This window comes from Blautia sp. An46 (genome assembly GCF_002161645.1).
In the GTDB taxonomy this organism is placed as follows: domain Bacteria; phylum Bacillota; class Clostridia; order Lachnospirales; family Lachnospiraceae; genus Blautia; species Blautia ornithocaccae.
The window spans coordinates 25,766-47,588 of sequence record NZ_NFIF01000026.1; the positions used below are offsets into that span (position 1 = coordinate 25,766).

The 21,823-nt window shown below is 46.3% G+C and carries 19 protein-coding genes; all 19 read left to right on the forward strand.

All coding sequences use genetic code 11. The features are described from left to right. Nucleotides 1-42 precede the first annotated feature (42 nt). The 19 genes from citC (at nucleotide 43) to B5G00_RS16790 (ending at nucleotide 21,699) form a co-directional block, all read left to right on the forward strand. Nucleotides 43-1,101 carry a [citrate (pro-3S)-lyase] ligase gene (citC, locus tag B5G00_RS16700; RefSeq protein WP_087274790.1) on the forward strand — a complete coding sequence of 353 codons (1,059 nt, stop codon included), beginning with the start codon at nucleotides 43-45 and terminating at the stop codon, nucleotides 1,099-1,101. Continuing rightward, on the forward strand, nucleotides 1,091-2,527 hold the full coding sequence (citX, locus tag B5G00_RS16705; protein WP_087274791.1) for a citrate lyase holo-[acyl-carrier protein] synthase: 1,437 nt from the start codon (nucleotides 1,091-1,093) through the stop codon (nucleotides 2,525-2,527). The genes citC and citX overlap by 11 nt, the downstream gene beginning before the upstream one ends. 1 nt (nucleotide 2,528) lies before the next feature. Further along, entirely contained in the window at nucleotides 2,529-3,479 is a 951-nt protein-coding gene (locus tag B5G00_RS16710) for an alpha/beta fold hydrolase (protein ID WP_087274792.1), read from the forward strand. A gap of 52 nt (nucleotides 3,480-3,531) precedes the next feature. After that, the gene (locus tag B5G00_RS16715; RefSeq protein WP_087274793.1) at nucleotides 3,532-4,110 is read left to right on the forward strand and encodes a HutD family protein; all 579 of its coding nucleotides are present in this window, start codon (nucleotides 3,532-3,534) and stop codon (nucleotides 4,108-4,110) included. 32 nt (nucleotides 4,111-4,142) lie between these two features. Continuing rightward, on the forward strand, nucleotides 4,143-6,197 hold the full coding sequence (locus B5G00_RS16720) for a beta-galactosidase (protein ID WP_087274794.1): 2,055 nt from the start codon (nucleotides 4,143-4,145) through the stop codon (nucleotides 6,195-6,197). A 65-nt stretch (nucleotides 6,198-6,262) separates the two neighbouring features. Then, entirely contained in the window at nucleotides 6,263-6,505 is a 243-nt protein-coding gene (locus B5G00_RS16725) for a hypothetical protein (protein WP_087274795.1), read from the forward strand. 214 nt (nucleotides 6,506-6,719) lie between these two features. Next, nucleotides 6,720-8,765: a urocanate hydratase gene (locus B5G00_RS16730; protein ID WP_087274796.1), complete on the forward strand. Its 2,046-nt coding sequence runs from the start codon at nucleotides 6,720-6,722 to the stop codon at nucleotides 8,763-8,765. Between the two features lie 16 nt (nucleotides 8,766-8,781). Further along, a complete protein-coding gene (gene hutI / locus B5G00_RS16735) occupies nucleotides 8,782-10,038 on the forward strand; it encodes an imidazolonepropionase (protein WP_087274797.1) in 1,257 nt (418 codons plus the stop codon). Between the two features lie 49 nt (nucleotides 10,039-10,087). Next, a complete protein-coding gene (gene ftcD, locus B5G00_RS16740) occupies nucleotides 10,088-10,978 on the forward strand; it encodes a glutamate formimidoyltransferase (protein ID WP_087274798.1) in 891 nt (296 codons plus the stop codon). Nucleotides 10,979-11,002: 24 nt separating this feature from the next. Next, the gene (locus B5G00_RS16745) at nucleotides 11,003-11,635 is read left to right on the forward strand and encodes a cyclodeaminase/cyclohydrolase family protein (RefSeq protein ID WP_087274799.1); all 633 of its coding nucleotides are present in this window, start codon (nucleotides 11,003-11,005) and stop codon (nucleotides 11,633-11,635) included. A gap of 28 nt (nucleotides 11,636-11,663) precedes the next feature. Then, complete coding sequence (citD, locus tag B5G00_RS16750) at nucleotides 11,664-11,936, forward strand: citrate lyase acyl carrier protein (RefSeq protein ID WP_087274800.1); 273 nt, start codon at nucleotides 11,664-11,666, stop codon at nucleotides 11,934-11,936. A gap of 8 nt (nucleotides 11,937-11,944) precedes the next feature. Continuing rightward, nucleotides 11,945-12,808 carry an HpcH/HpaI aldolase/citrate lyase family protein gene (locus tag B5G00_RS16755; RefSeq protein WP_330396401.1) on the forward strand — a complete coding sequence of 288 codons (864 nt, stop codon included), beginning with the start codon at nucleotides 11,945-11,947 and terminating at the stop codon, nucleotides 12,806-12,808. Next, nucleotides 12,805-14,214 (forward strand): citrate lyase subunit alpha, encoded by a 1,410-nt coding sequence (gene citF, locus B5G00_RS16760; RefSeq protein WP_087274802.1) that lies wholly within the window; start codon nucleotides 12,805-12,807, stop codon nucleotides 14,212-14,214. Before B5G00_RS16755 ends, citF begins: the two co-directional genes overlap by 4 nt. A gap of 34 nt (nucleotides 14,215-14,248) precedes the next feature. Then, nucleotides 14,249-14,680 carry a methylaspartate mutase subunit S gene (gene glmS / locus B5G00_RS16765; protein ID WP_087274803.1) on the forward strand — a complete coding sequence of 144 codons (432 nt, stop codon included), beginning with the start codon at nucleotides 14,249-14,251 and terminating at the stop codon, nucleotides 14,678-14,680. 17 nt (nucleotides 14,681-14,697) lie between these two features. Next, a complete protein-coding gene (gene glmL / locus B5G00_RS16770; RefSeq protein ID WP_087274804.1) occupies nucleotides 14,698-16,086 on the forward strand; it encodes a methylaspartate mutase accessory protein GlmL in 1,389 nt (462 codons plus the stop codon). Next, nucleotides 16,070-17,518, forward strand: a complete 1,449-nt coding sequence (locus tag B5G00_RS16775; RefSeq protein ID WP_087274805.1) for a methylaspartate mutase subunit E — start codon at nucleotides 16,070-16,072, stop codon at nucleotides 17,516-17,518. Before glmL ends, B5G00_RS16775 begins: the two co-directional genes overlap by 17 nt. Before the next feature lie 1,018 nt (nucleotides 17,519-18,536). Next, a complete protein-coding gene (locus B5G00_RS16780; RefSeq protein ID WP_087274806.1) occupies nucleotides 18,537-19,781 on the forward strand; it encodes a methylaspartate ammonia-lyase in 1,245 nt (414 codons plus the stop codon). A 96-nt stretch (nucleotides 19,782-19,877) separates the two neighbouring features. Continuing rightward, nucleotides 19,878-20,822 carry an alanine-tRNA synthetase second additional domain-containing protein gene (locus B5G00_RS16785; protein ID WP_087274807.1) on the forward strand — a complete coding sequence of 315 codons (945 nt, stop codon included), beginning with the start codon at nucleotides 19,878-19,880 and terminating at the stop codon, nucleotides 20,820-20,822. 31 nt (nucleotides 20,823-20,853) lie between these two features. After that, a complete protein-coding gene (locus B5G00_RS16790; RefSeq protein ID WP_087274808.1) occupies nucleotides 20,854-21,699 on the forward strand; it encodes a fumarate hydratase in 846 nt (281 codons plus the stop codon). Nucleotides 21,700-21,823: the final 124 nt, after the last annotated feature.

Genomic DNA, 21,823 nt, shown 5'->3' on the forward strand with positions numbered 1-21,823 from the left:
GATATGGTAGAATCAGATTAGTTCAGAAGAAAGGGGAATGACATGGAGGGATTTGAGTTTTATCAGGAGGAAGGACGTCCCTTTCGGGGAAGAAAACTGGAGAAAATGAAGGATTTTTTAGCCCGGCAGGGGCTGGACTTTGACACAAAGGTTCAGTATTCTGTAGTGCTGCGTACCAGGGAGGGAGAGATTGCAGCCTGTGGCTCCCGGCAGGGGAATGTACTGAAATGTATTGCTGTAGACCCTGGGTTTCAGGGAGAAGGGCTGATGGTGAAACTGATGTCCTTCCTTATGAAAAACGCCTGGGAAGAGAGGATTACCCATCTGTTTGTGTTTACAAAGCCAGTCAATCAAAGCTATTTTCAGGATCTTGGGTTCTGGCCCATTATGGATACCCAGGATATGCTGCTTATGGAAAATAAAATAAACGGGATCAGAGATTATCTGAAAAAAGAAGCTGCTCCTTATGAAGAACATTTTTCCTTAAAGACAGGAGCTATTGTGATGAATGCCAATCCTTTTACCAAGGGCCATAGGTATTTGGTGGAATATGCGGCGGCAAGCTGTGAGATTCTTCATGTTTTCGTACTGTCAGAGGACGCCTCGGAGTTTCCGGCAAAGGTAAGACTGGACCTGGTAAAAAAAGGCTGTGAGGATCTGAAAAATGTCTATGTCCATGGCAGTTCAGATTATCTTATTTCCCATGCCACCTTCCCGGATTATTTTCTGAAAGACAAGGCAAAAGCTTCAGGTGAGGCAGTGCTGCTGGATCTGAAAATTTTCGGAACTTATTTTAAGGAGGCTTTTCACATAGACTGCCGCTATGTGGGAGAGGAGCCTTTTTCAGAAATCACAAGAGTGTATAATCAGGAAATGAAAAAAATCCTTCCGGATTATGGGATAGAGGTAACAGAGATTCCCCGGTGCAGAAACCGGGAACAGGTAATCAGCGCCACATATGTGCGGAAAAAGTTTCTGGAGGGAGACTGGGAGACTCTGAAAGAAATGGTGCCTGAAACAACTTATGCTTATCTGACTTCCGAAGAAGGACGGGGGCTGAGAGAAAAACTGCTGAACAGGGAGAGTAGAGATGAGACTTGAGTTATGGACAGAGGGAAAAGAAGCTTCTCTGGGGGAAATTTTAGACGCAAGGGAAAGACGGGGAGAAATTCAGAGAGAACTTATGAAAGAGAAACCGGCTTCTCTGGTGAGCTTTACACTGAACATTCCAGGGCCGGTGAAAACATTTCCTTTTGTAGTCTGGCTTTTTGATGTGGGAAATAAGCTGATACAGCAGGCGGTGAAAGAAGAAGAGGGAGAGATTATCTATAGCCTGGAAAACAGAGAAAATACAGGGTGTGAGAGTTTTTATTCACTGACACTGTCCCCTGAAAAAATAAAAAGAAGCCTTACCACAGCGGAAGACAAGCACCCTTTGGGAAGGCTCTTTGACTTTGATGTGCTGGACAGCACCGGAAGAAAAGTTTCCAGGCAGGAACTGGGATTCTCAGAAAGAAAGTGTCTTCTCTGCGGTGAGTCGGCTTTTTACTGCAGCCGGTCCAGAAGACATTCTGCCAAAGAAGTTTTTCACCGGGAAATCCAGATGATGGAAAACTTTTATATAGAAAGAATGGCCTCCCATATTGGACTTTTGATGCAGAAAAGCCTTCTTTACGAAGTAAACGCCACATTAAAGCCGGGGCTTGTAGACCGGGCCCACAACGGAGCCCATCAGGATATGAGCCTTATAACTTTTGCAGACAGCGCATATGCCCTGACCCCTTATTTTATTCAATGCGCCAGGGAAGGGCTGGCTTTTACCGGGAAAAAGGAGAAACTTCCAGGACTCTTTGAAAAATTAAGGGCATTGGGAATAGAAGGAGAAAAAAACATGAGGGAGGCAACGGGAGGAGTCAATACCCATAAAGGCATGGTATTCTCCGGCGGGATATTCTGCTGCTGCGCCGGATATGGAGCAGGAAGTCTGATGGCAGATTTTCGCAACAATGATTTTCCAAAGATTTTGGGGGAAGTGTGCAGGAGTCTCACCGCCAATCTGATGGAAGATTATAAGGGATTGGAAGAGAGAGGTCCCAGGACCCACGGGGAAAAACTTTATGCAGAACACCAGGTAGAAGGAATACGGGGAGAAGCCTGGAGAGGTTTTCCTCATGTCCTGGAAAGAGGGATTTTTTACTTTGAGAAACTCCTGAAGAAAGGTTACAGTCTGAATGATGCCGGTCTCCTTACCCTGCTCCAGTATATTTCTTCTGTGGAAGATACCAATATGATCATACGGTCTGATTACCACACGGTTTTGAAAATACAGAAAGAGCTGGAACAGTTTTTAAAGACATCCGGACCTGAGGAACAGCTGGAAATAATCCCAGCCCTGGATACATGTTTTGTTAAAAAGAATATCAGTCCTGGTGGAAGTGCAGACATGCTGGCGTTGACCTATTTTTTGCATTTCCTCAAAAATATACAATGTCCCTTTGAAACCTTTGACACAGAAAGGGGAGAATGAGTTGAGACTTTTAGATGAGAAAAATTTTTCAGAAGAAATGCAGTACTATGTAGAGTCCTGCTTTGACGCCTGGGGAAGAGAAAGTTACTATACCAGAGAAATGGGAAAGAAGATTTTCTGCCTTTCTCTACATAAAAAAGAGGCTAAAGGAGTCATCCTGATTTCTCATGGCTTCTGTGAGAGTGCAGAAAAATATAAAGAGCTGGCCTGGTATTTTTATCAGGCAGGTTTTACCGTGTATATTCCGGAACACTGCGGCCATGGACGGTCTTACCGGCTGACTAAGGACCCCAGCAAGGTTCATATAGACAATTTCTGGAGATATGTGAAAGATCTGAGTTTTATTGCTGACAGGGCGGCAGAGGAAAATCCCGGATTGCCCATGTTTATTTTGGGACATTCTATGGGAGGAGCCATTGCTGCGGTAACACTGGCAGAAAATCCGGGGAGATTTCAGAAGGGAATTTTAAACCCCCCTATGATTCTCCACCGTACAGGAAATATTCCTCCTGTTCTGGCCTATATGGCGTCTTTTCTTATGTGTTCCCTGGGAAAGGGTGAAGAATATGCTCTGGGACAGCATGGATTTCGGGATGAAGAAACTTTTGAAAAAAGTTCCTGTCTCTCCAGAGCCAGATTTGATCATTACTATGAGAAGAGGAGAAGGGTGCCGGAATTTCAGAATAATGGAGCCAGCTATCAGTGGGGACTGGAGGCTTACCGCATGAGCCGTGAAATTTTAGCCCGTTCCTGGAAAAAGATAGACATACCTGTGGTCCTTTTTCAGGCTCAGCGGGATACTTTGGTCTACCCCAGACCTCAGGAGAGATTTATCCGCCGGCTGCCCCAGGGGAAGCTCATAAGAGTGCCGGGAGCGAAACACGAGATCTACAGAAGTGGAAATGATATACTGAGACCTTATCTCAATAAGGTGCTGAAATTTTATTCCTGAGAGCAATGAGCTAAGCAGAATATCAAACTTACTAAATGGGAGGTTTTTACAGATGTGTGAGAAAATGATTGTGAGAACAGAGAAAGACTATAAGGTTTCCAGATGGTCAGGAGGAGATACTACAGAGCTTTACCTGTACCCTGAAGATGGAGATTATAAATCCGGGAATTTTCAGCTGCGGATCAGCAGTGCTACAGTAGATGTAGACCGGTCAGAGTTTACCAGTCTGCCGGGAGTGGAGCGTTATCTAATGATCTTTCAGGGACATCTGGATATGGTCCATGGAGAAGAAAAGAAAGTTTCCCTGGAACCCTATGAAGTGGACCGCTTCGACGGCGGGGTGCCTACAGTCAGTTATGGAAGAGTGGTGGACTTTAATCTGATGCTGAAAAACGGGGCCAAAGGAAGAATGGAGGCTCTTTGCCTGGAGGCAGGGCAGAAATTTGAAATTATTCCTGACGAAGATGAAAATTTTCTGGCAGTCTATGTGAGAAAAGGGGAAATACAGATAGGTGAAAATGAAGTAAAAGAGAATCAAATGATTGTTATAAAAAGGTGGAGTGAAAAAGCTGTCATCTATAGTGTGGGGAATGCCAATAGTAAAATAGGAATCTGCAGAGCTGTTCTTTAAAAGAACTGCGGGAAAGCCAAAAGGGAGGTATTATGAGAAAAGCACAAAACTATCAATGGAAAGAACTGTCCCTGGGGACCTGCTATTATCCGGAGCACTGGGACAGAAACCTGTGGAAGGAAGATCTGGACAGGATGCTGGCAAATGGTATCCACACAATTCGTATCGGAGAGTTTGCATGGAGCAAAGTGGAACCCAGAGAAGGGGAATTTACCTTTGCATTTTTTGACGATTTTCTGGAGGTAGTGGCCCAGACAGAGATGAAGGTGATTTTTGGAACGCCTACGGCCACACCTCCTGCCTGGCTGACAGATAAGTATCCGGAAGTTTTGAACTGCCGCATGGATGGGGTAAAATACCGTCACGGTATGCGCCGGCATTACAATTATAATTCCAAAGTGTACCGGGAGCTCAGTGCCAAAATCGTGGAAAAATTCGGAGAACACTATGCTCCACATAAAAATGTAGTGGGCTGGCAGATCGACAATGAGATCAACTGTGAGGTAGCGGAGTTTTATTCTGAGAGCGACACTCTGGCATTCCGGGAATTTCTGAAGAAGAAATACGGAACTCTGGAAGAACTGAACAAGGCCTGGGGCGCAGTGTTCTGGAATCAGGAGTATACCCAGTGGGAACAGGTGTATGTTCCCAGAACTACCATACATAATTCCACGAATCCCCATGAGACCCTGGATTATATCCGGTTTGTATCAGACAGCGCTATTAGTTTCTGCAAGATGCAAAGTGATATTTTAAGAAAATATATCAAGCCGGGAGACTTTATTACGACCAATGGTATGTTCCAGAATCTGGACAATCATGCTATGACAGACGAAGCCCTGGATGTTTATACTTATGATTCCTATCCAAACTTCGCCTACTGTCTCTGCGAAGATCCAAAGCATTCCAAAAATCTGAATGACAGACGCTGGAGTGACAAGCTGACAGAAGTCCGTTCTATCTGCCCTCACTTTGGTATTATGGAGCAGCAGTCAGGTGCCAACGGATGGAATACCCGCATGGAAGCTCCGGCTCCCAAACCGGGACAGATGATGCTTTGGGCTATGCAGAGTATCGGCCACGGCGCAGACTATGTAAGCTTCTTTAGGTGGCGGACCTGTACTATGGGAACAGAGATCTACTGGCATGGTATCCTGGACTATGATAACAGGGACAACCGGAAACTGGCGGAAGTGAAGAAAATCCATCAGAGAGTAGAAAAAATGAAAGAGATCACCGGGGCCCAGTACAAGGCTGCCTTTGGAGTGATACGGGATTACAGTAATGTATGGGACGCCCAGGTGGATAAATGGCACCAGAGGCTGGCCTGGACCAGTGAGGAAGAAATTTTTATAGGGGCTCAGTTAAGCCATACGCCTATGGATTATGTGTACCTTCTGGATTCCACAGAAGTGGAAGAACTGCTGAAATATCCGGTACTTATTTATCCGCATCCTATGATCCTGTCAGAGAAAAAGGCAGAGCTTCTCAGACGCTATGCAGAAGAAGGCGGCTGCCTGATCCTGGGAGCCCGCACCGGATTAAAGGACGAGACAGGGAAGTGCGTCATGGATGTGATGCCGGGACTTCTGAAAGATATCACAGGAACTACAGTAGAAGAATTTACCTTTCTAGGTCCGGCAGATGACCAGGTTTCTATGGAATGGGAGGGTAAACAGGTAGAGACAGGAATCTTTAACGATATTCTTGCAGCAGGCCCTGGAGCCAAAGTACTGGCTTCCTATTCTTCTAATTATTATCAGGGCCGTCCTGCGCTGATCGAGAATCATACAGGAAAAGGAAAAGTCCTGCATTTTGGAGGAACCTTTACAAGAGAAAATATAAAAGATTTTCTGGCCTATGGGGGAGTTCTTTCAGCTTTTAAAGAGATGGTGGAACTGCCGGAAATGTGCGAACTCTGTGTAAGAGAAAAGGATGGAAAGCAATATATCATCATTTTAAATTACTCTCCAGAAGAACAGAAGGCTGTGCTGAAGGTGCCGGTGACAGACCTGGATACAGGAGATAAGGTTCAGGGGCAGGCAGTGCTAAAAGGATACGAGACAAAAGTCTACTGCTGCTGTTGACGTATCAGAACCTCCTTGGTAACATGGTAGTTATAAACGAAACATATGTTATCAAGGAGGTTTTTATGTTCAGCAAAAAGGTGAAAAAGGGGTATGTGTTGTACCAAAATGAAAACGGACCTGAAATCGGCACCTCTAAAGACAGAGTGATCATCCAGGACGGATGCGTCTTTAAAGATCTGGCTGGAACAGGGGAGCTTCTTCCATATGAAGACTGGAGACTGGGATATGAAGAACGGGCAAAAGACCTGGCTGCCAGACTTCCGGTGGAGATGATTGCCGGCCTGATGCTTTATTCTCCTCTGTGAAAATATGGCGGTATTTTTGCGTTCTTTTATCTGAGGGGGAGACAATAAAACGCCAATTTGTGTAAAATCACTTTATCACAGTAGATTGAAGAAAGAGTAATAAGTAAAAATCACCAAAGAAGTTGTGGGTTTTTTGAAAAATCACCAAGAAATAGACGTTTTTTAGACTGTGTTGATGGTACAATCGTAAAAAAAGTAAAGGAGACGATGAAAAATGAACAATGCGGAAATCGGAAAAGCAATGGTAATTAAGCTGGATCCGGTGCTTCCGGAGTACCCTACTTTCAAAGAGGGCGTAAGAAGAGCACCGAAAAGAGAACTGACACTGAATAAAAGAGAGATTAAACTTGCAGTAGCAAATGCTTTGAGATATGTGCCGGAAGAACTTCACGAACAGTTGGCTCCCGAATTTTTAGATGAGCTTTTGACAAGAGGCCGTATTTACGGATATCGTTTTATGCCGAAGGAAAGGATTTACGGAAAACCCATTGATGAGTACAAGGGAGAATGTATCGAGGGAAAAGCCTTCCAGGTAATGATCGACAATAATCTGGATCATGAGGTAGCTCTTTATCCTTATGAATTGGTTACCTATGGGGAGACAGGACAGGTATGCCAGAACTGGATGCAGTATCAGCTGATCAAGAAATATCTGGAAAAACTGACCCATCATCATACACTGGTCATGATGAGCGGACATCCTATGGGATTATTCAAATCTCATGAATCCAGCCCAAGAGTTATTGTCACAAATGGTCTTATGGTCGGTATGTTTGATAATCCGGAGGACTGGGCAAAAGCTACAGCAATGGGCTGCTCTTCCTATGGGCAGATGACAGCCGGCGGCTGGATGTACATCGGACCACAGGGAATCGTTCATGGTACATTTAATACAATTCTGAACGCAGGACGTAAATTCCTGGGCGTACCTCAGGACGGAGACCTGGCAGGACATCTGTTCGTTACCAGCGGTCTTGGCGGCATGAGCGGCGCTCAGCCAAAAGCCATTGAAATTGCAAGAGGTGTTGGTATCGTTGCAGAGGTAGATGCTTCCAGAATCAAGACACGTCATGACCAGGGATGGGTAAGCCTGGTAATCGAAGATGCCGCAGAAGCCTTCAGAGTTGCTCAGGAATACATGGATAAGAAAGAAACCATTTCTATTGCTTACCATGGAAATATTGTAGATCTTCTGCAGTATGCAGTAGACAATAATATTAAGATCGAACTGCTGTCTGACCAGACATCCTGTCATGTGCCATATGACGGCGGCTACTGCCCACAGGGCCTGACATTTGAAGAAAGAACAGAGATGCTGGCTAATGACAAAGATCGTTTCTGCGAGCTGGTAGATCAGACACTTATCAAACATTACCACCTGATCAAGACTCTGGTAGAAAGAGGCGCTTACTTCTTCGACTACGGCAACAGCTTTATGAAAGCTGTATTTGATGCAGGTGCAAAAGACATTGCTAAAAACGGCGAAGATACCAGCGAAGGCTTTATCTTCCCATCTTATGTAGAAGACATTTTAGGACCAGAACTGTTTGATTATGGATATGGACCTTTCCGTTGGTGCTGCTTAAGCGGAAAACCGGAAGATCTGAGAAAGACTGACCATGCGGCAATGGAAATCATTGATCCGAACAGAAGAAGTCAGGATAGAGATAACTATATCTGGATCCGTGACGCAGAGAAAAATAAACTGGTAGTAGGTACTCAGTGCCGTATCTTATATCAGGATGCTCTGGGAAGAAGAGACATTGCTCTGAAATTTAACGAAATGGTAAGAAACGGAGAAATCGGACCGGTTATGCTGGGTCGTGACCACCATGACACAGGCGGAACAGATTCTCCATACAGAGAAACATCAAATATTTATGATGGTTCCAATATTACTGCAGATATGGCAGTACACTGCTATGCAGGAAATGCAGCCAGAGGCATGAGCCTGGTAGCTCTCCACAATGGAGGCGGCGTAGGTATCAGCAAATCTATTAACGGTGGATTTGGCATGGTTCTGGATGGAAGCGAGAGAGTTGACGAGATCCTTAAGGCAGCAATTCCGTGGGATACCATGATCGGTGTTTCCAGAAGAAGCTGGGGCAGATGCGAGCACTCTATCGAGACTGTAGCAGAATACAATAAGATCAGAAACGGAGAGGACTATATCACTATGCCTTATCTTGCCAGCGAAGAGCTGATCGAGAGAGTATGCAAAGATGTAGTTCCAGAGGTTCACCATCACAAACATCACTGATAACAGGAGACAAAATATGAAAAAAAGATATATACGCCATGCCTCTGAACTTGTTACCTGCAGAGGAAAGGCACCGAAATTCGGAAAAGAAATGGCGGATATCGGCCTGATCAAGGATGGAGCTGTGATCATTCATGATGATAAGATCATAGAAGTGGGAACCACCGAAGAATTGGATAAAAAAGTGAACATGGAGGAATATGAGGTTCTGGATGCATCGGGAAAAACGGTGCTTCCGGGCTTCGTAGATTCCCATACCCACTTTATCTTCGGCGGATACCGGGCAGATGAATTCTCCTGGAGATTAAAAGGGGACAGCTACATGTCCATTATGGAAAGAGGAGGGGGCATCAATGCCACGGTAAATCCCACCCGGGAGGCTTCCAAGGAAGAGCTTAAAGAGGCTGGACGGGAAAGACTGAACCGTATGCTGGAGTTCGGAGTCACAACTGTAGAGGGAAAAAGCGGATATGGCATGGACTGCGATACAGAATTGAAGCAGCTTCGGGCTATGAAAGAGCTGGATGAGGAACATCCGGTAGATATAGTAAGGACATTCCTGGGACCTCACAGTGTTCTTCCTCAGTGGAAAGGAAGAGAAAGAGAATTCCTGGATGAGATGCTCTGCAATGTAATGCCCAAGGTCAGAGAAGAAAATCTGGCAGAATTTGCAGATATCTTCACAGAGCAGGGCGTATTTAATATTGAAGATTCAGAGTATTATCTCACAAGGGCCAAAGAGATGGGATTTAAGCTGAAAATCCATGCAGATGAGATGTATCCTCTTGGAGGCGCCCAGCTGGCAGCCAGAGTAGGAGCAGTATCAGCAGACCATCTGCTGAAAGCTTCTGATGAAGGAATCCAGCAGATGAAGGAGCAGGGTGTGATCAGCACACTTCTTCCTGCCACGGCTTTCTGCCTTAAAGAGGAATATGCCCCGGGAAGAAAGATGATCGATGAAGGCTGTGCAGTAGCAATTGCCTCAGACCTGAATCCGGGAAGCTGCTTTACCAACTCCATTCCTCTGCTTATAGCCCTTGGATGTATCTATATGAATATGTCTGTGGAAGAGGTTATCACAGCCCTTACTATAAACGGTGCGGCAGCTGTGGACCGTGCAGACAGGATTGGCAGCATTGAGCCGGGAAAACAGGCGGATATGGTATTTCTCAAGTATCCTTCTGTCTACTATCTGCCTTACCATACAGGGATTAATCTGGTAGAAACGGTAATTAAGAACGGAGAAACCGTATATCACAAAGAATGGTTATAAATGTAATTGTAAACATGGAAAATGCGTAAGAAATAAAGGAGAAAAGACCATGGAGAAAATTATTGAATGCGTACCAAATTTCAGTGAAGGAAGAGACAAGGAAAAAATCGAGAAGATCGTGGATTGCTTCCGGAATGTGGAAGGGGTAAAACTGCTGGATTACAGCTCTGATGAAGACCACAACAGAAGCGTTGTTACCGTGATCGGTGAGCCGGAACCACTGGGACAGGCTATGGTTGCCGCTATCGGAAAAGCAGTAGAGCTGATCGATATGACAAAACATCAGGGACAGCATCCACGTATGGGCTGTGTAGACGTAGTTCCTTTTATCCCTATCCGCAATACTACAGTAGAAGAAGCAGATGCTCTGGCAAAAGCGGTAGCCAAAGAAGCTTCTGAGAAATTCGGACAGCCTTTCTTCCTTTATGAGAAATCTGCCACAGCTCCTCACAGAGAAAATCTGGCTAAAGTTCGCCAGGGACAGTTTGAGGGAATGGCTGAGAAGATGAAAGATCCACAGTGGAAACCAGATTTTGGTCCCGACACCATTCATCCAACCGGAGGCGTTACTGCTATCGGAGCCAGAATGCCGCTGATCGCTTACAATATCAATCTGGATACTTCCAACCTGGAAATCGCACAGAGGATCGCAGACAAGATCCGTCATATCAAAGGCGGTTTCCGTTACTGCAAAGCCATGGGCGTAATGCTGGAAGACAGAAATATCGCACAGGTATCCATGAACCTTACAGATTACACAAAGACATCTGTTTATACAGTATTTGAAACTGTACGGATGGAAGCAAGACGTTACGGAGTAAACGTTCTGGGCAGCGAAGTAGTAGGACTGATCCCGCTTCAGGCTCTGGTAGATTGTGCAGAATATTATTTAGGACTGGAAGGTTTTGAATCCAAACAGGTATTAGAGACAAGACTGTAAAAAAGATAATAAGAGGTATATGCCATGAAAAATATGACAATTCAAGAATTTGCCATGCAGACAGCCTCTAATGAACCAGTACCAGGGGGCGGAAGTATTTCCGCCCTCGCAGGTTCTCTGGCGGCTGCTCTGACAGAAATGGTGGCAGGTCTGACCATAGGAAAGAAAAAATATGCGGATGTGGAAGAAGAGATGAAAGAGGCTGTAGAGCCTATGAAAGCAGTCTGCGCACAGCTTTTAGACGACATTAAGAGAGACAGCGAATCTTTTGATCAGTATATGCAGGCGCTGACTCTACCAAAAGAAACAGAAGAGGAGAAAGCAGCCAGAACAGAAGCTATGCAGAACGGCCTGAAAGCAGCAGTAGAAGTTCCTTTATCTGTGGCAAAGGCAGCCTGCGGTATCCTGCCTTACGCTGAGACTATGGTAGTAAAAGGAAACAAAACAGCAGTGACAGATGCCCTTGTAGCTACTATGATGGCCAGAACAGCGGTTTTGGGAGCCGGGTTTAACGTAAAGATCAACCTGGAATCTATTAAGGATCAGGAATATGTAGACAGAATTGGTAAAGAAGTGGCAGAACTGGAAAAACAGGCTATAGAACAGGAAAAGAAAATCCTGGCTCAGGCTCAGGTTTCCAGAAGTGCAGTAGAATAAGTTTCGGGGTAAGGAAAGGAGGAGACCTGTGAAAATATTGAAAAATGCAGTAGCAGGGACTCTGGAGTCCAGCGACCTGTTTATCCAGATCGAGCCGGACGATACAGAACTGGTGCTGGAAATTGATTCTGTAGTGGCAAACCAGTATATGGATGCTATCCGGGGAGCAGTCCTGGATACTTTAAAAGAATTTGATGTTTCTACAGGAAAGATTTTTATTAAAGATAAGGGTGCTTTGGACTGTGTGATACGAGCCCGCATGGAAACTGCGCTGAAAAGAGGGGGCGTTGAAAAAGAATGAGGCGGACAATGTTATTTTTGCCGGGGAATACCCCGAATATGCTGATAAACGGTGACACTCTGGGAGCGGATACGGTGATCTTCGACCTGGAAGATGCAGTATCCCCCGATGAAAAGGACGCCGCCAGGATCCTGGTGAGAAACGCTTTAAAATATCAGAATTTTTCAGGCTGCGAGGTAGTTGTAAGGATCAACCCTACAGATACAGAATTCTGGAAGGAAGACCTGGATGCAGTGATCCCCCTGAAGCCGGACATGATCATGCCTACAAAAGTCAGCGGAGGAGAGATGATCCGGGAAGTTTCTGCTTATATGGGCCAGGTAGAGGAAAGGAGCGGCATTGAAAAAGGCAGTGTGAAGATCCTTCCTCTTATTGAAACAGCTTTAGGTGTGGAAAAGGCCTTTGAGATTGCTTCGTCAGATGTGCGGGTGACCGGACTATTCCTGGGAGGAGAAGATTTTACGGCAGATATGCACTGTAAGAGAACGAAAGAAGGTCAGGAAATCTTTTACGCCAGGACACGTCTTGTCTGTGCGGCCAGAGCCTGGGGTATAGAGGCTTATGACACACCTTTTACAGATGTAGAAGACATGGAGGGACTGAGAAAGGATACGGAATTTGCCAAAAGCCTTGGATTTGCAGGAAAGGCAGTAATTTCTCCCCGGCATGTGGATATCGTCAATGAAGTATTCTCCCCTACAGAGGCGGAGATTGAATACGCCCACGATGTTATGGACGCCATTGAGGATGGCAAGCGTCAGGGCAAAGGCGTAATTTCCCTTCGAGGAAAAATGATCGACGCACCTATTGTAAAAAGAGCTCAGCAGGTGCTGGAAATGGAAAAGGCGATATACGGAGGTGGCTGCAGATGAGTAAATTAATCGGAACCATCCGGGAGGCTATAGAAAAAGCCGGATTAAAAGACGGGATGACCATATCCTTCCACCATCATATGCGCAACGGCGACTATGTGCTGAACATGGTCCTGGCAGAAGCGGCGGCTATGGGAATCCGGGACCTTACGGTAAATGCCAGCTCTATCTTTGATATCCATGAACCCATTATCGAGCACATTAAAAATGGAGTGGTGACTCAGATCGAGTGTAACTATATGGGCGGCAAGGTAGGAAAGGCTATTTCCCAGGGAATCATGGAAAAACCGGTGATTTTCCGGACTCATGGAGGCCGTGCCGGAGATATGGAAAATGGCTCTTCCAAAATCGACATTGCTTTTCTGGCAGCACCCTGTGCCGATGACATGGGAAATCTCAGCGGAAAGTATGGACCTTCGGCCTGCGGCTCTTTAGGATATGCTTTTTCTGATGCGATGTATGCTAAAAAAGTAGTGGCAGTTACGGATCATCTGGTTCCCTATCCTTTAAGAGATGCTTCTATTGAAGAGGGGTATGTGGATTATGTAGTCCAGACAGAACAGATTGGAGATCCTGCCAGAATCGTTTCAGGAACGACGAAGATTACCAGAGACCCGGTAGGGCTGCGGATTGCCGGTCTGGCTGCTCAGGTAGTAAAACATTCCGGCTATTTAAAGGACGGATTTTCTTTCCAGACAGGAGCCGGAGGCGCCTCACTGGCAGTGGCGAAATATGTAGAAGAGATGATGGAAAAAGACCATATCAAGGGAAGCTTCTGTATGGGCGGTATTACCGGACACATGGTCGACATGGCAAATAAAGGGTTTTTTGATACCATATTAGACGTACAGTGCTTTGATCTGAAAGCTATTGAATCTATCCGGGAGAATCCCAGACATCGGGAGATTTCCGCTATGCGATACGCTTCACCGGCAGCAAAAAGCGCTGCAGTGGATAGCCTAGACGTGGTAATCCTGGGCGCTACCCAGGTGGATCTGGACTTTAATGTAAATGTACATACAGATTCCAACGGTTATATTATGGGAGGCTCTGGAGGACATAGCGATACAGCGGCAGGTTCTAAATTGTCCATTATCGTGGCGCCGCTGATCCGGGCCAGACTGCCTTTGATCGTAGATCAGGTTCTCTGTAAATCCACTCCGGGTGAAACGGTAGATGTGGTGGTTACTCAGAGAGGAATTGCAGTAAACCCCAGACAGAAAGAATTGAAAGAGAAACTGCTCAAAGCAGGACTTCCTGTAAAGGATATCCGTGAGCTGAAAGAAATGGCAGAGGAAATTGCCGGAGTTCCCCGTCAGATTGAGATGGGGAACCGAGTTGTAGCAAAGGTTCTCTACCGTGACGGCACTCTGCTGGATACGATCCGAAATGTGCCAAAGATATAACAGATAAGAACAATGTGAAGGGAGAGGTTTTACAGTGGATAAGAAAAAACTGGTGATCGGCGTTATCGGTGCGGATGTCCATGCAGTTGGAAATACTATACTTCAGCATGCTTTCGAAGACGCAGGTTTTGAAGTGACCAATCTGGGGGTTATGGTATCCCAGGAAGAATACATTTCCGCTGCTATTGAGACAGCAGCAGATGCTATATTGGTTTCTTCTCTGTACGGACATGGAGAACTGGACTGCCGGGGACTGCGTGATAAATGCGACGAGGCAGGCCTGAAAGGAATCCTTCTCTATGTAGGAGGGAATATTGTAGTAGGAAAGCAGCCTTTTAACGAGGTGGAAAAGCGGTTTAAAGCCATGGGCTTTGACAGGGTATTTGGTCCCGGAACTGCTCCAGAGACTACCATTGCCGCTTTATATGAAGACTTTGGCATGCAGAAACCAGAAGAAGAAGCATAAGCAAGGCGGTGAAGAAAATGAAACCAATCCTGTTGGTGGATTTTGGAAGTACCAATACAAAGGTAACGGCTGTGGATGTGGAAGAATACAGAGTCCTGGGTACAGCCACTGCTTATACCACAGTAGAAACAGACATTAATGAAGGACTGGAAAATGCTCTGAAAATCCTGGAGAAAACCACAGGACCATTAGAATTTGCAGAGCGGTACGCCTGCTCCAGTGCAGCAGGAGGGCTGAAGATGATTTCTATAGGCCTGGTGCCGGAGCTTACTGCTCAGGCCTCCAGAGAAGCCTCCCTGGGAGCCGGAGCCAAAGTATGGAAGACTTATTCTTTTCAGCTTACTAAAGGGGATATGAGGGAGATTGAGGAATATCATCCCGATATTATTCTTCTGACAGGGGGAACTGACGGGGGAAATACAGAAACCATTCTGTATAACGCCCAGGTTCTTTCCGGGCTGAGCTACGACTGCCCTATTGTAATTGCGGGAAACCGCAATGCAGCTGACCAGTGTGAGGAGATTCTGAAAGACCGGAGCGTGTATGTATGTGAAAATGTGATGCCAAGGCTGGGAGAGCTGAATGTGCTTCCTGCCCAGAAGCAGATCCGGGAGATTTTTCTGAAAAGAATTGTTCAGGGAAAAGGGCTTTCAGAAGCGGCGGACCTGGTATCCGGGATCATTATGCCTACGCCTTCTGCCATGCTGGCAGCTATGGAACTGCTGTCCGAAGGGTGGGAGGACCATCCGGGAATCGGAGAGCTGGTAGCTGTCGACCTGGGAGGCGCTACTACAGACGTATATTCTATTGCAGATGGAAATCCTGCCAATATAGGCACAGTCATGAAAGGACTTAAAGAGCCCTATTCCAAGAGAAGCGTAGAAGGCGATATTGGAATGCGGTACAGCGTTCATGGAATCCTGGAAGCGGCAGGGGACAGAAAACTGTCTTTACTTTCAGGTATTAACAGGAAAAGAGTTGCAGAATTGGTGGATTTCCTGGGCAGCCATACAGACTATATACCGGATAACGAAGAAATGGAAAAGATGGATTTCGCTCTGGCCTGTGGAGCGGTAGAAACAGCAGTTTCCCGTCATGCAGGTACTCTGGAGCAGGTTTATACCCCTACAGGGCTGACCTTCCTCCAAAGCGGAAAAGATTTGCGAAGCGTGAAATATGTGGTGGCTACAGGAGGAGCACTGATCCATGCCAAAAATGTCAGGGAGATTGCCGGGAAGGCTCTCTATGATCCTCAGACACCGGAGTCGTTGAGACCGGAAAACGCCAAGATTCTGATTGATGATAAGTATATTCTGGCAGCTATGGGCTTGCTTTCTCAATACTATCCCCTGGCTGCTCTGGAAATAATGAAGAAGGAGATTGCTGATTATGGACATTATGAATAAGAAGCTGTCGGATGACGAGTTTTACGGAATCCGAAAAGAAATTCTGGGACAGTGGTCCACTGGCAAAGATGTAGACTTAGATGAGGCTATTGAATATCACAAAAGCATGCCGGAATCAAAGAGCTTTTCAAGAAAATTGTCAGAAGCAAAAAAAGAACGGAAAACCTTAATCCAGCCAAGAGCCGGAGTAGCTCTGATCGATGAGCATATTAAACTTCTCCAGTATCTTCAGAATAACGGAGAAGCGGACCTGCTTCCTACCACGATTGATTCCTATACCAGACAGAACCGCTATGAAGAAGCGGAGAATGGAATCAAAGAGTCTATACATACCAGGAAGTCTATGCTCAATGGCTTCCCGGCAGTAAACCATGGAGTGTACGGCTGCCGTCAGATTATCGAAAACCTGGATATTCCGGTACAGGTACGTCACGGAACTCCGGATGCCCGCCTTCTCACAGAAATCTGTTACGCAGGAGGATTTACCAGCTATGAGGGAGGCGGTATTTCCTACAATATTCCATACGCAAAAGATGTTCCTCTTGAAAGAACAATCTATGACTGGCAGTATGTGGACAGACTGACCGGCATTTATGAAGAAGCCGGAGTATCCATTAACCGTGAGCCTTACGGACCTCTTACCGGTACCCTGGTACCCCCGTCTATGTCTAACGCAGTGGCAATTATTGAGGCTATGCTGGCAGCAGAACAGGGTGTAAAGAATATCACTGTGGGATACGGACAGTGCGGAAATCTGGTTCAGGACGTAGCCGCTCTCCGTGTTTTGGAAGAGCTGACTGAGGAATATCTGGAGCAGTACGGCTACGAGGATACAACCGTAACCACTGTTCTCCATCAGTGGATGGGCGGATTCCCTCAGGACGAGGCAAAAGCTTTTGCAGTTATTTCCTGGGGAAGCTCTGTAGCAGCTCTGGCAAAAGCCACAAAAGTTATTGTAAAGACTCCTCATGAGGCTATCGGCGTGCCGACTATGGAGGCTAACGCTCAGGGTCTGAGATGTACAAAACAGGCGATTTCCCTTCTGGCAGATCAGGAACTGAAGAGTTCTGCACTGGAGCTGGAAAAAGCGATCATCAAGGAAGAAACCAGAGCCATCGTAGACAAGAGTTTTGAGCTTGGAAAGGGAGACCTGGCCCTTGGCGCTATCCGGGCGGTAAAAGCAGGCGTTATTGATATTCCATTTGCACCCAGCAAGTACAATTACGGAAAAATGCTTCCGGCTCGTGACTTTGAAGGTGCAGTACGGTATCTGAACCCGGCACACGTGCCTCTGCCAAAAGAACTGGTAAATTACAACTTAAATAAGATTGAGCACAGAGCAAAAATGGAAAAGAGAAAAGCCTCTTTCCAGATGGTCATCGACGATGTATATGCCATCAGCAAAGGAAGACTGGTAGGAAAGCCGAAATGAGACTGAGGGGGCAGTTCCGGGCGGTGATATAGCTGTGTTCAGTCCCGGAGCGCCAGGCTGGGGGCTCAGGCTCAAAGGCGTTTTAAATTCGCCTGGGCTCCCCAGCCTGGCGTACCGGGACTGGGATACAGTTTTATAGCGCAGAGAGGAACTGCACCTCAGAGCTGCGGGGAAAACGTAGGGTGGTGTACAGCCTCAGAGGCCCCAGGAAGTGGGGTCTAGGCTCAAAGGCGTTTAAAATTCGCCTATCCCCCACTACCAGGGACCGTTGGGGCTGGGATACAGTTTTATAGCGCAGGTCGGGACTGTACCTCAGAGCTGCGGGGAAAACTTAGGGTGGTGTACAGCCCCAGAGGTCCCAGGAAGTGGGGTCTAGGCTCAAAGGCGTTTAAATTCGCCTATCCCCCACCACCTGGGTCCACTGAGGCTGGGATATAGTTCTGTGGCTATGTTGGATAAGCTACAGGCAGTTTTTTGGAACTGCTGCAGAAGTCTTTTCTGAGAATGGTATTTTCAGAAAAGAGAACACCTGAATCCCAGTCCCTGCAAAAAAAATGAACGCCGAAGGGGACATAGGTGTCTTTTCTGCGAATGAAAAACGGTTTTGAGCAAGAAAAGACACCTATATCCCCTGAGGCGAACATGCTGCATTGAAGGGACTGTCCACCCCTTGCGAATTATCAAAAACCAAAAAAACAAATCATAAACAAATCGGAGCCAAAAACCAACAGCCGGATGGGCGGCTGGCAAATATTAGCGAAGCCGCCGGCTGCATATTGCCGAAAATGAAAACCAGGGAAAAGAAAACCTAAATCCCAGTCCCTGCAAGAAATCTGAACACCTCAGGGGATATAGGCGTCTTTTCTGCGAATTGAAAAGGGTTTTGAGCAAGAAAAGACGCCTATGTCCCCTGAGGCGAATGCAATGCATTGAAGGGACTGACCATTATAACCTCCCTTTCCCACTCCTTTCGTTTTCGCCAAAAATCCCCTTCGGCTCCGCAAAAAAGGAGAAAAAAATGAAAATAGTAGATCTTGTGTGTTCCAAAGCCAGAACAGGATTTTTCTTTGATGATCAGAGAGCAATTAAAAAAGGTGCCGTTTCTGACGGTGCAGCTTATTTTGGTGAGACTGTAACCCCTGGGTTTAAGTCTGTGAGACAGGCGGGAGAGGCTATCTCCGTTATGTTGATCCTGGAAGACGGCCAGATTGCCTGGGGTGACTGCGCCGCTGTACAGTATTCTGGAGCAGGCGGACGTGATCCTCTGTTCCTGGCTGAGGATTTTATCCCCATTATTGAGAAATATATCAAACCGGAACTGGTTGGCAAAGAGGCAGACAGCTTCAAGGGACTGTGTGAGATGCTGGAGAATATCCAGGTAGATGGAAAACGTCTTCACACAGCTATCCGCTACGGTGTAAGCCAGGCCATTCTGGATGCTGTGGCAAAATCTACCAAACGTCTTATGTGTGAAGTAGTGGCAGATGAGTATGGCACAACAGTTTCAGAGGAGCCGATTCCAATCTTCACCCAGTCTGGTGACAGCCGTTATGATAATGCAGACAAGATGATCTTAAAGGGTGCTGCAGTAATGCCTCATGCTCTGATCAATAATGTAAAGACAAAGCTGGGCGAGCATGGAGAGATTCTGAAGGAGTATGTGGCATGGCTGAGAGACCGTGTGCTGAAGCTCCGCCATGACGAAGATTATATGCCGATTTTCCACATTGACGTATATGGAACTATCGGAGCGGTTTTCGGCGTGGACAATTACCCGGCTATGGCAGATTATCTGGCAGAGCTGGAAGAGACAGCTAAGCCATTCCATTTAAGAATTGAAGGTCCTATGGATGCAGAGGAAAGAGAAAAACAGATGCTCTGCCTGAAAGGTCTCAGAGAAGAAGTTGACAGAAGGGGCATTAACGTAGAGCTGGTTGCAGATGAGTGGTGCAATACCCTGGAAGATGTAAAATATTTTGCTGACAATAAAGCCGGACATATGGCTCAGATCAAGACTCCGGATCTGGGAGGCATCAACAATATCGTAGAGGCTGTTCTCTATTGCAAAGAGAAAGGCTTCGGCGCTTACCAGGGTGGAACCTGCAATGAGACAGACCGGTCTGCTCAGGTATGCGTAAACTGTGCGATGGCCACAAAACCGGATCAGATCCTGGCAAAGCCTGGTATGGGTGTTGACGAAGGCTACATGATTGTTTACAATGAGATGGAGAGAATCCTTGCTCTGAGAAAAGCAAGAAAATAGCAGGAAGTATATAGGATATGGAAAGGCCAAACCGCTTGCAGAAGGATTCGTAAAGCGTGTTTGGCCTTCTGGCTTTAAATCTGAGAGGAAAATTTTATGGCATATTCAAGACAAATGCAGGACAGTAACCTGTACAGTTTTTATTTTGCCCCCAGAGGAAACCGCCGTATGGCAGATCTGGGGATGCAGCTGAGCCAGATGTACCTCAGCCCCTTTGATCACATTATCGGTATAATCGGGGATGCGGGAGCAGGAAAGAGCCTGCTCATTAAGGGAATGTTTCCCGGACTGGACCTGACCAACGATGACGAAGGCGTCAATGTCCGTCCTCTTCCCCTTCTCCATGAAGACTTGTCAGACCCCTTTTCTCCCCATACATACCACCTGGATATCCGTTTTGAGTCTGCCTTTACCCAGATGCATGTGCTGGCAGATGCCATTCTGGAGGCTGCCAGGTATGGGAAAATGGTGATCGTAGAGCACTTTGAGCTCATTCATCCTTTCCTGAACAGAAATGCGGATCTCCTGGTAGGAATCGGAGAGGAGATCATTATTACCAGGCCTAATATGTTTGGGCCGTTGCCGGAGAATATTGCCGGCATTGTGCATAAGTCTGTAGCCTACCGGAAAATGGCCCATACCCTGGAAGACCTGTGTGTGTATTTCATGGGGGAAGGCTATGCCCAGGACGGCCCCAGATCAGATGTACGCCATGGCTTCGTTCTGCTGTTTGAGGAAAAGCCCTCTGTAGATCTGGAATGGCTGGAGGAGAAGGTCCGGGAAGCAGTAAAAAAGGACCTGCCGGTATCTTATTACGATGAAAACCATGTGCAGATCGGAGATTATATCATAGAGTGCCTGGGACCCAGAATGCATATTTCCAGCACAGGAAAGATTGAGGACTTTTCGCTGGTTAAAGATTATCCACAGGATCCGGCTACAGGGTATTATATGCTGATCGGTCTGATCGGAGGAAACAGAACAGAAGATATCCATGAGCTGAACCGTATCGATCTGAACCGGCAGCTTCATAGAAGTTAGTGCACTAGTAACATTGGAGGAAAATAAAGATATGATTAGAAGCGTAAATACAGAGCTGCTCACAGAAAACATTAAAGAAATGTGCATTCAGGCAAATCATTATCTGGCGCCTGATATGGAGAAGGCTATGCGGGAGGCTTATGACAAGGAATCAAAGCCCCTGGCAAAGCAGATACTGGGCCAGCTTCTGGAAAATCTGGACATTGCTGGAGAGGATATGATTCCTATCTGCCAGGATACAGGTATGGCCGTAGTCTTCCTGAAAATCGGCCAGGATGTACATTTTGAAGGCGGCAGTGTAGAAGAAGCAGTGAATGAAGGTGTTCGCCGGGGATATGAAGAAGGCTATCTGAGAAAATCTGTAGTAGGAGATCCTCTTTTGAGGGTGAATACGAAAGACAATACGCCTGCGGTAATCCACTATGAGATTGTTCCCGGAGACCAGGTGGAGATCACTTTGGCGCCAAAAGGTTTTGGAAGTGAGAACATGAGTAAAATCTTGATGCTGAAACCTGCAGATGGAGCAGAAGGAGTTAAAGAGGCTATTCTGAATACAGTAAGAGAAGCAGGTCCTAACGCCTGTCCCCCAGTAGTCGTAGGAGTAGGTATCGGAGGTACATTTGAGAAAGCAGCCATTCTGGCTAAAAAAGCCTTAACAAGAGAAATCGGGACCCATTCTCCCCTGCCTCATATAAAGGAGATGGAGGAGGAGCTTCTTGCAAAGATCAATGAGATTGGTCTGGGCCCTGCTGGATTGGGCGGAGATACTACCGCTCTGGCAGTGAATATCAATACTTATGCTACCCACATTGCGGGACTTCCAGTGGCAGTGAATATGTGCTGCCATGTAAACCGCCATATAGTGCGGACCATCTAAGAATTTACAGGAGCTTCCTGTATAATACAAATATAGGGAATTCCACGAAAGGTGGTTGAGAAAAAAAGATACCTCAGAGTAAAATAAGATTTGCTGACTTTGCTGGTTAGTACAAATCCTATAG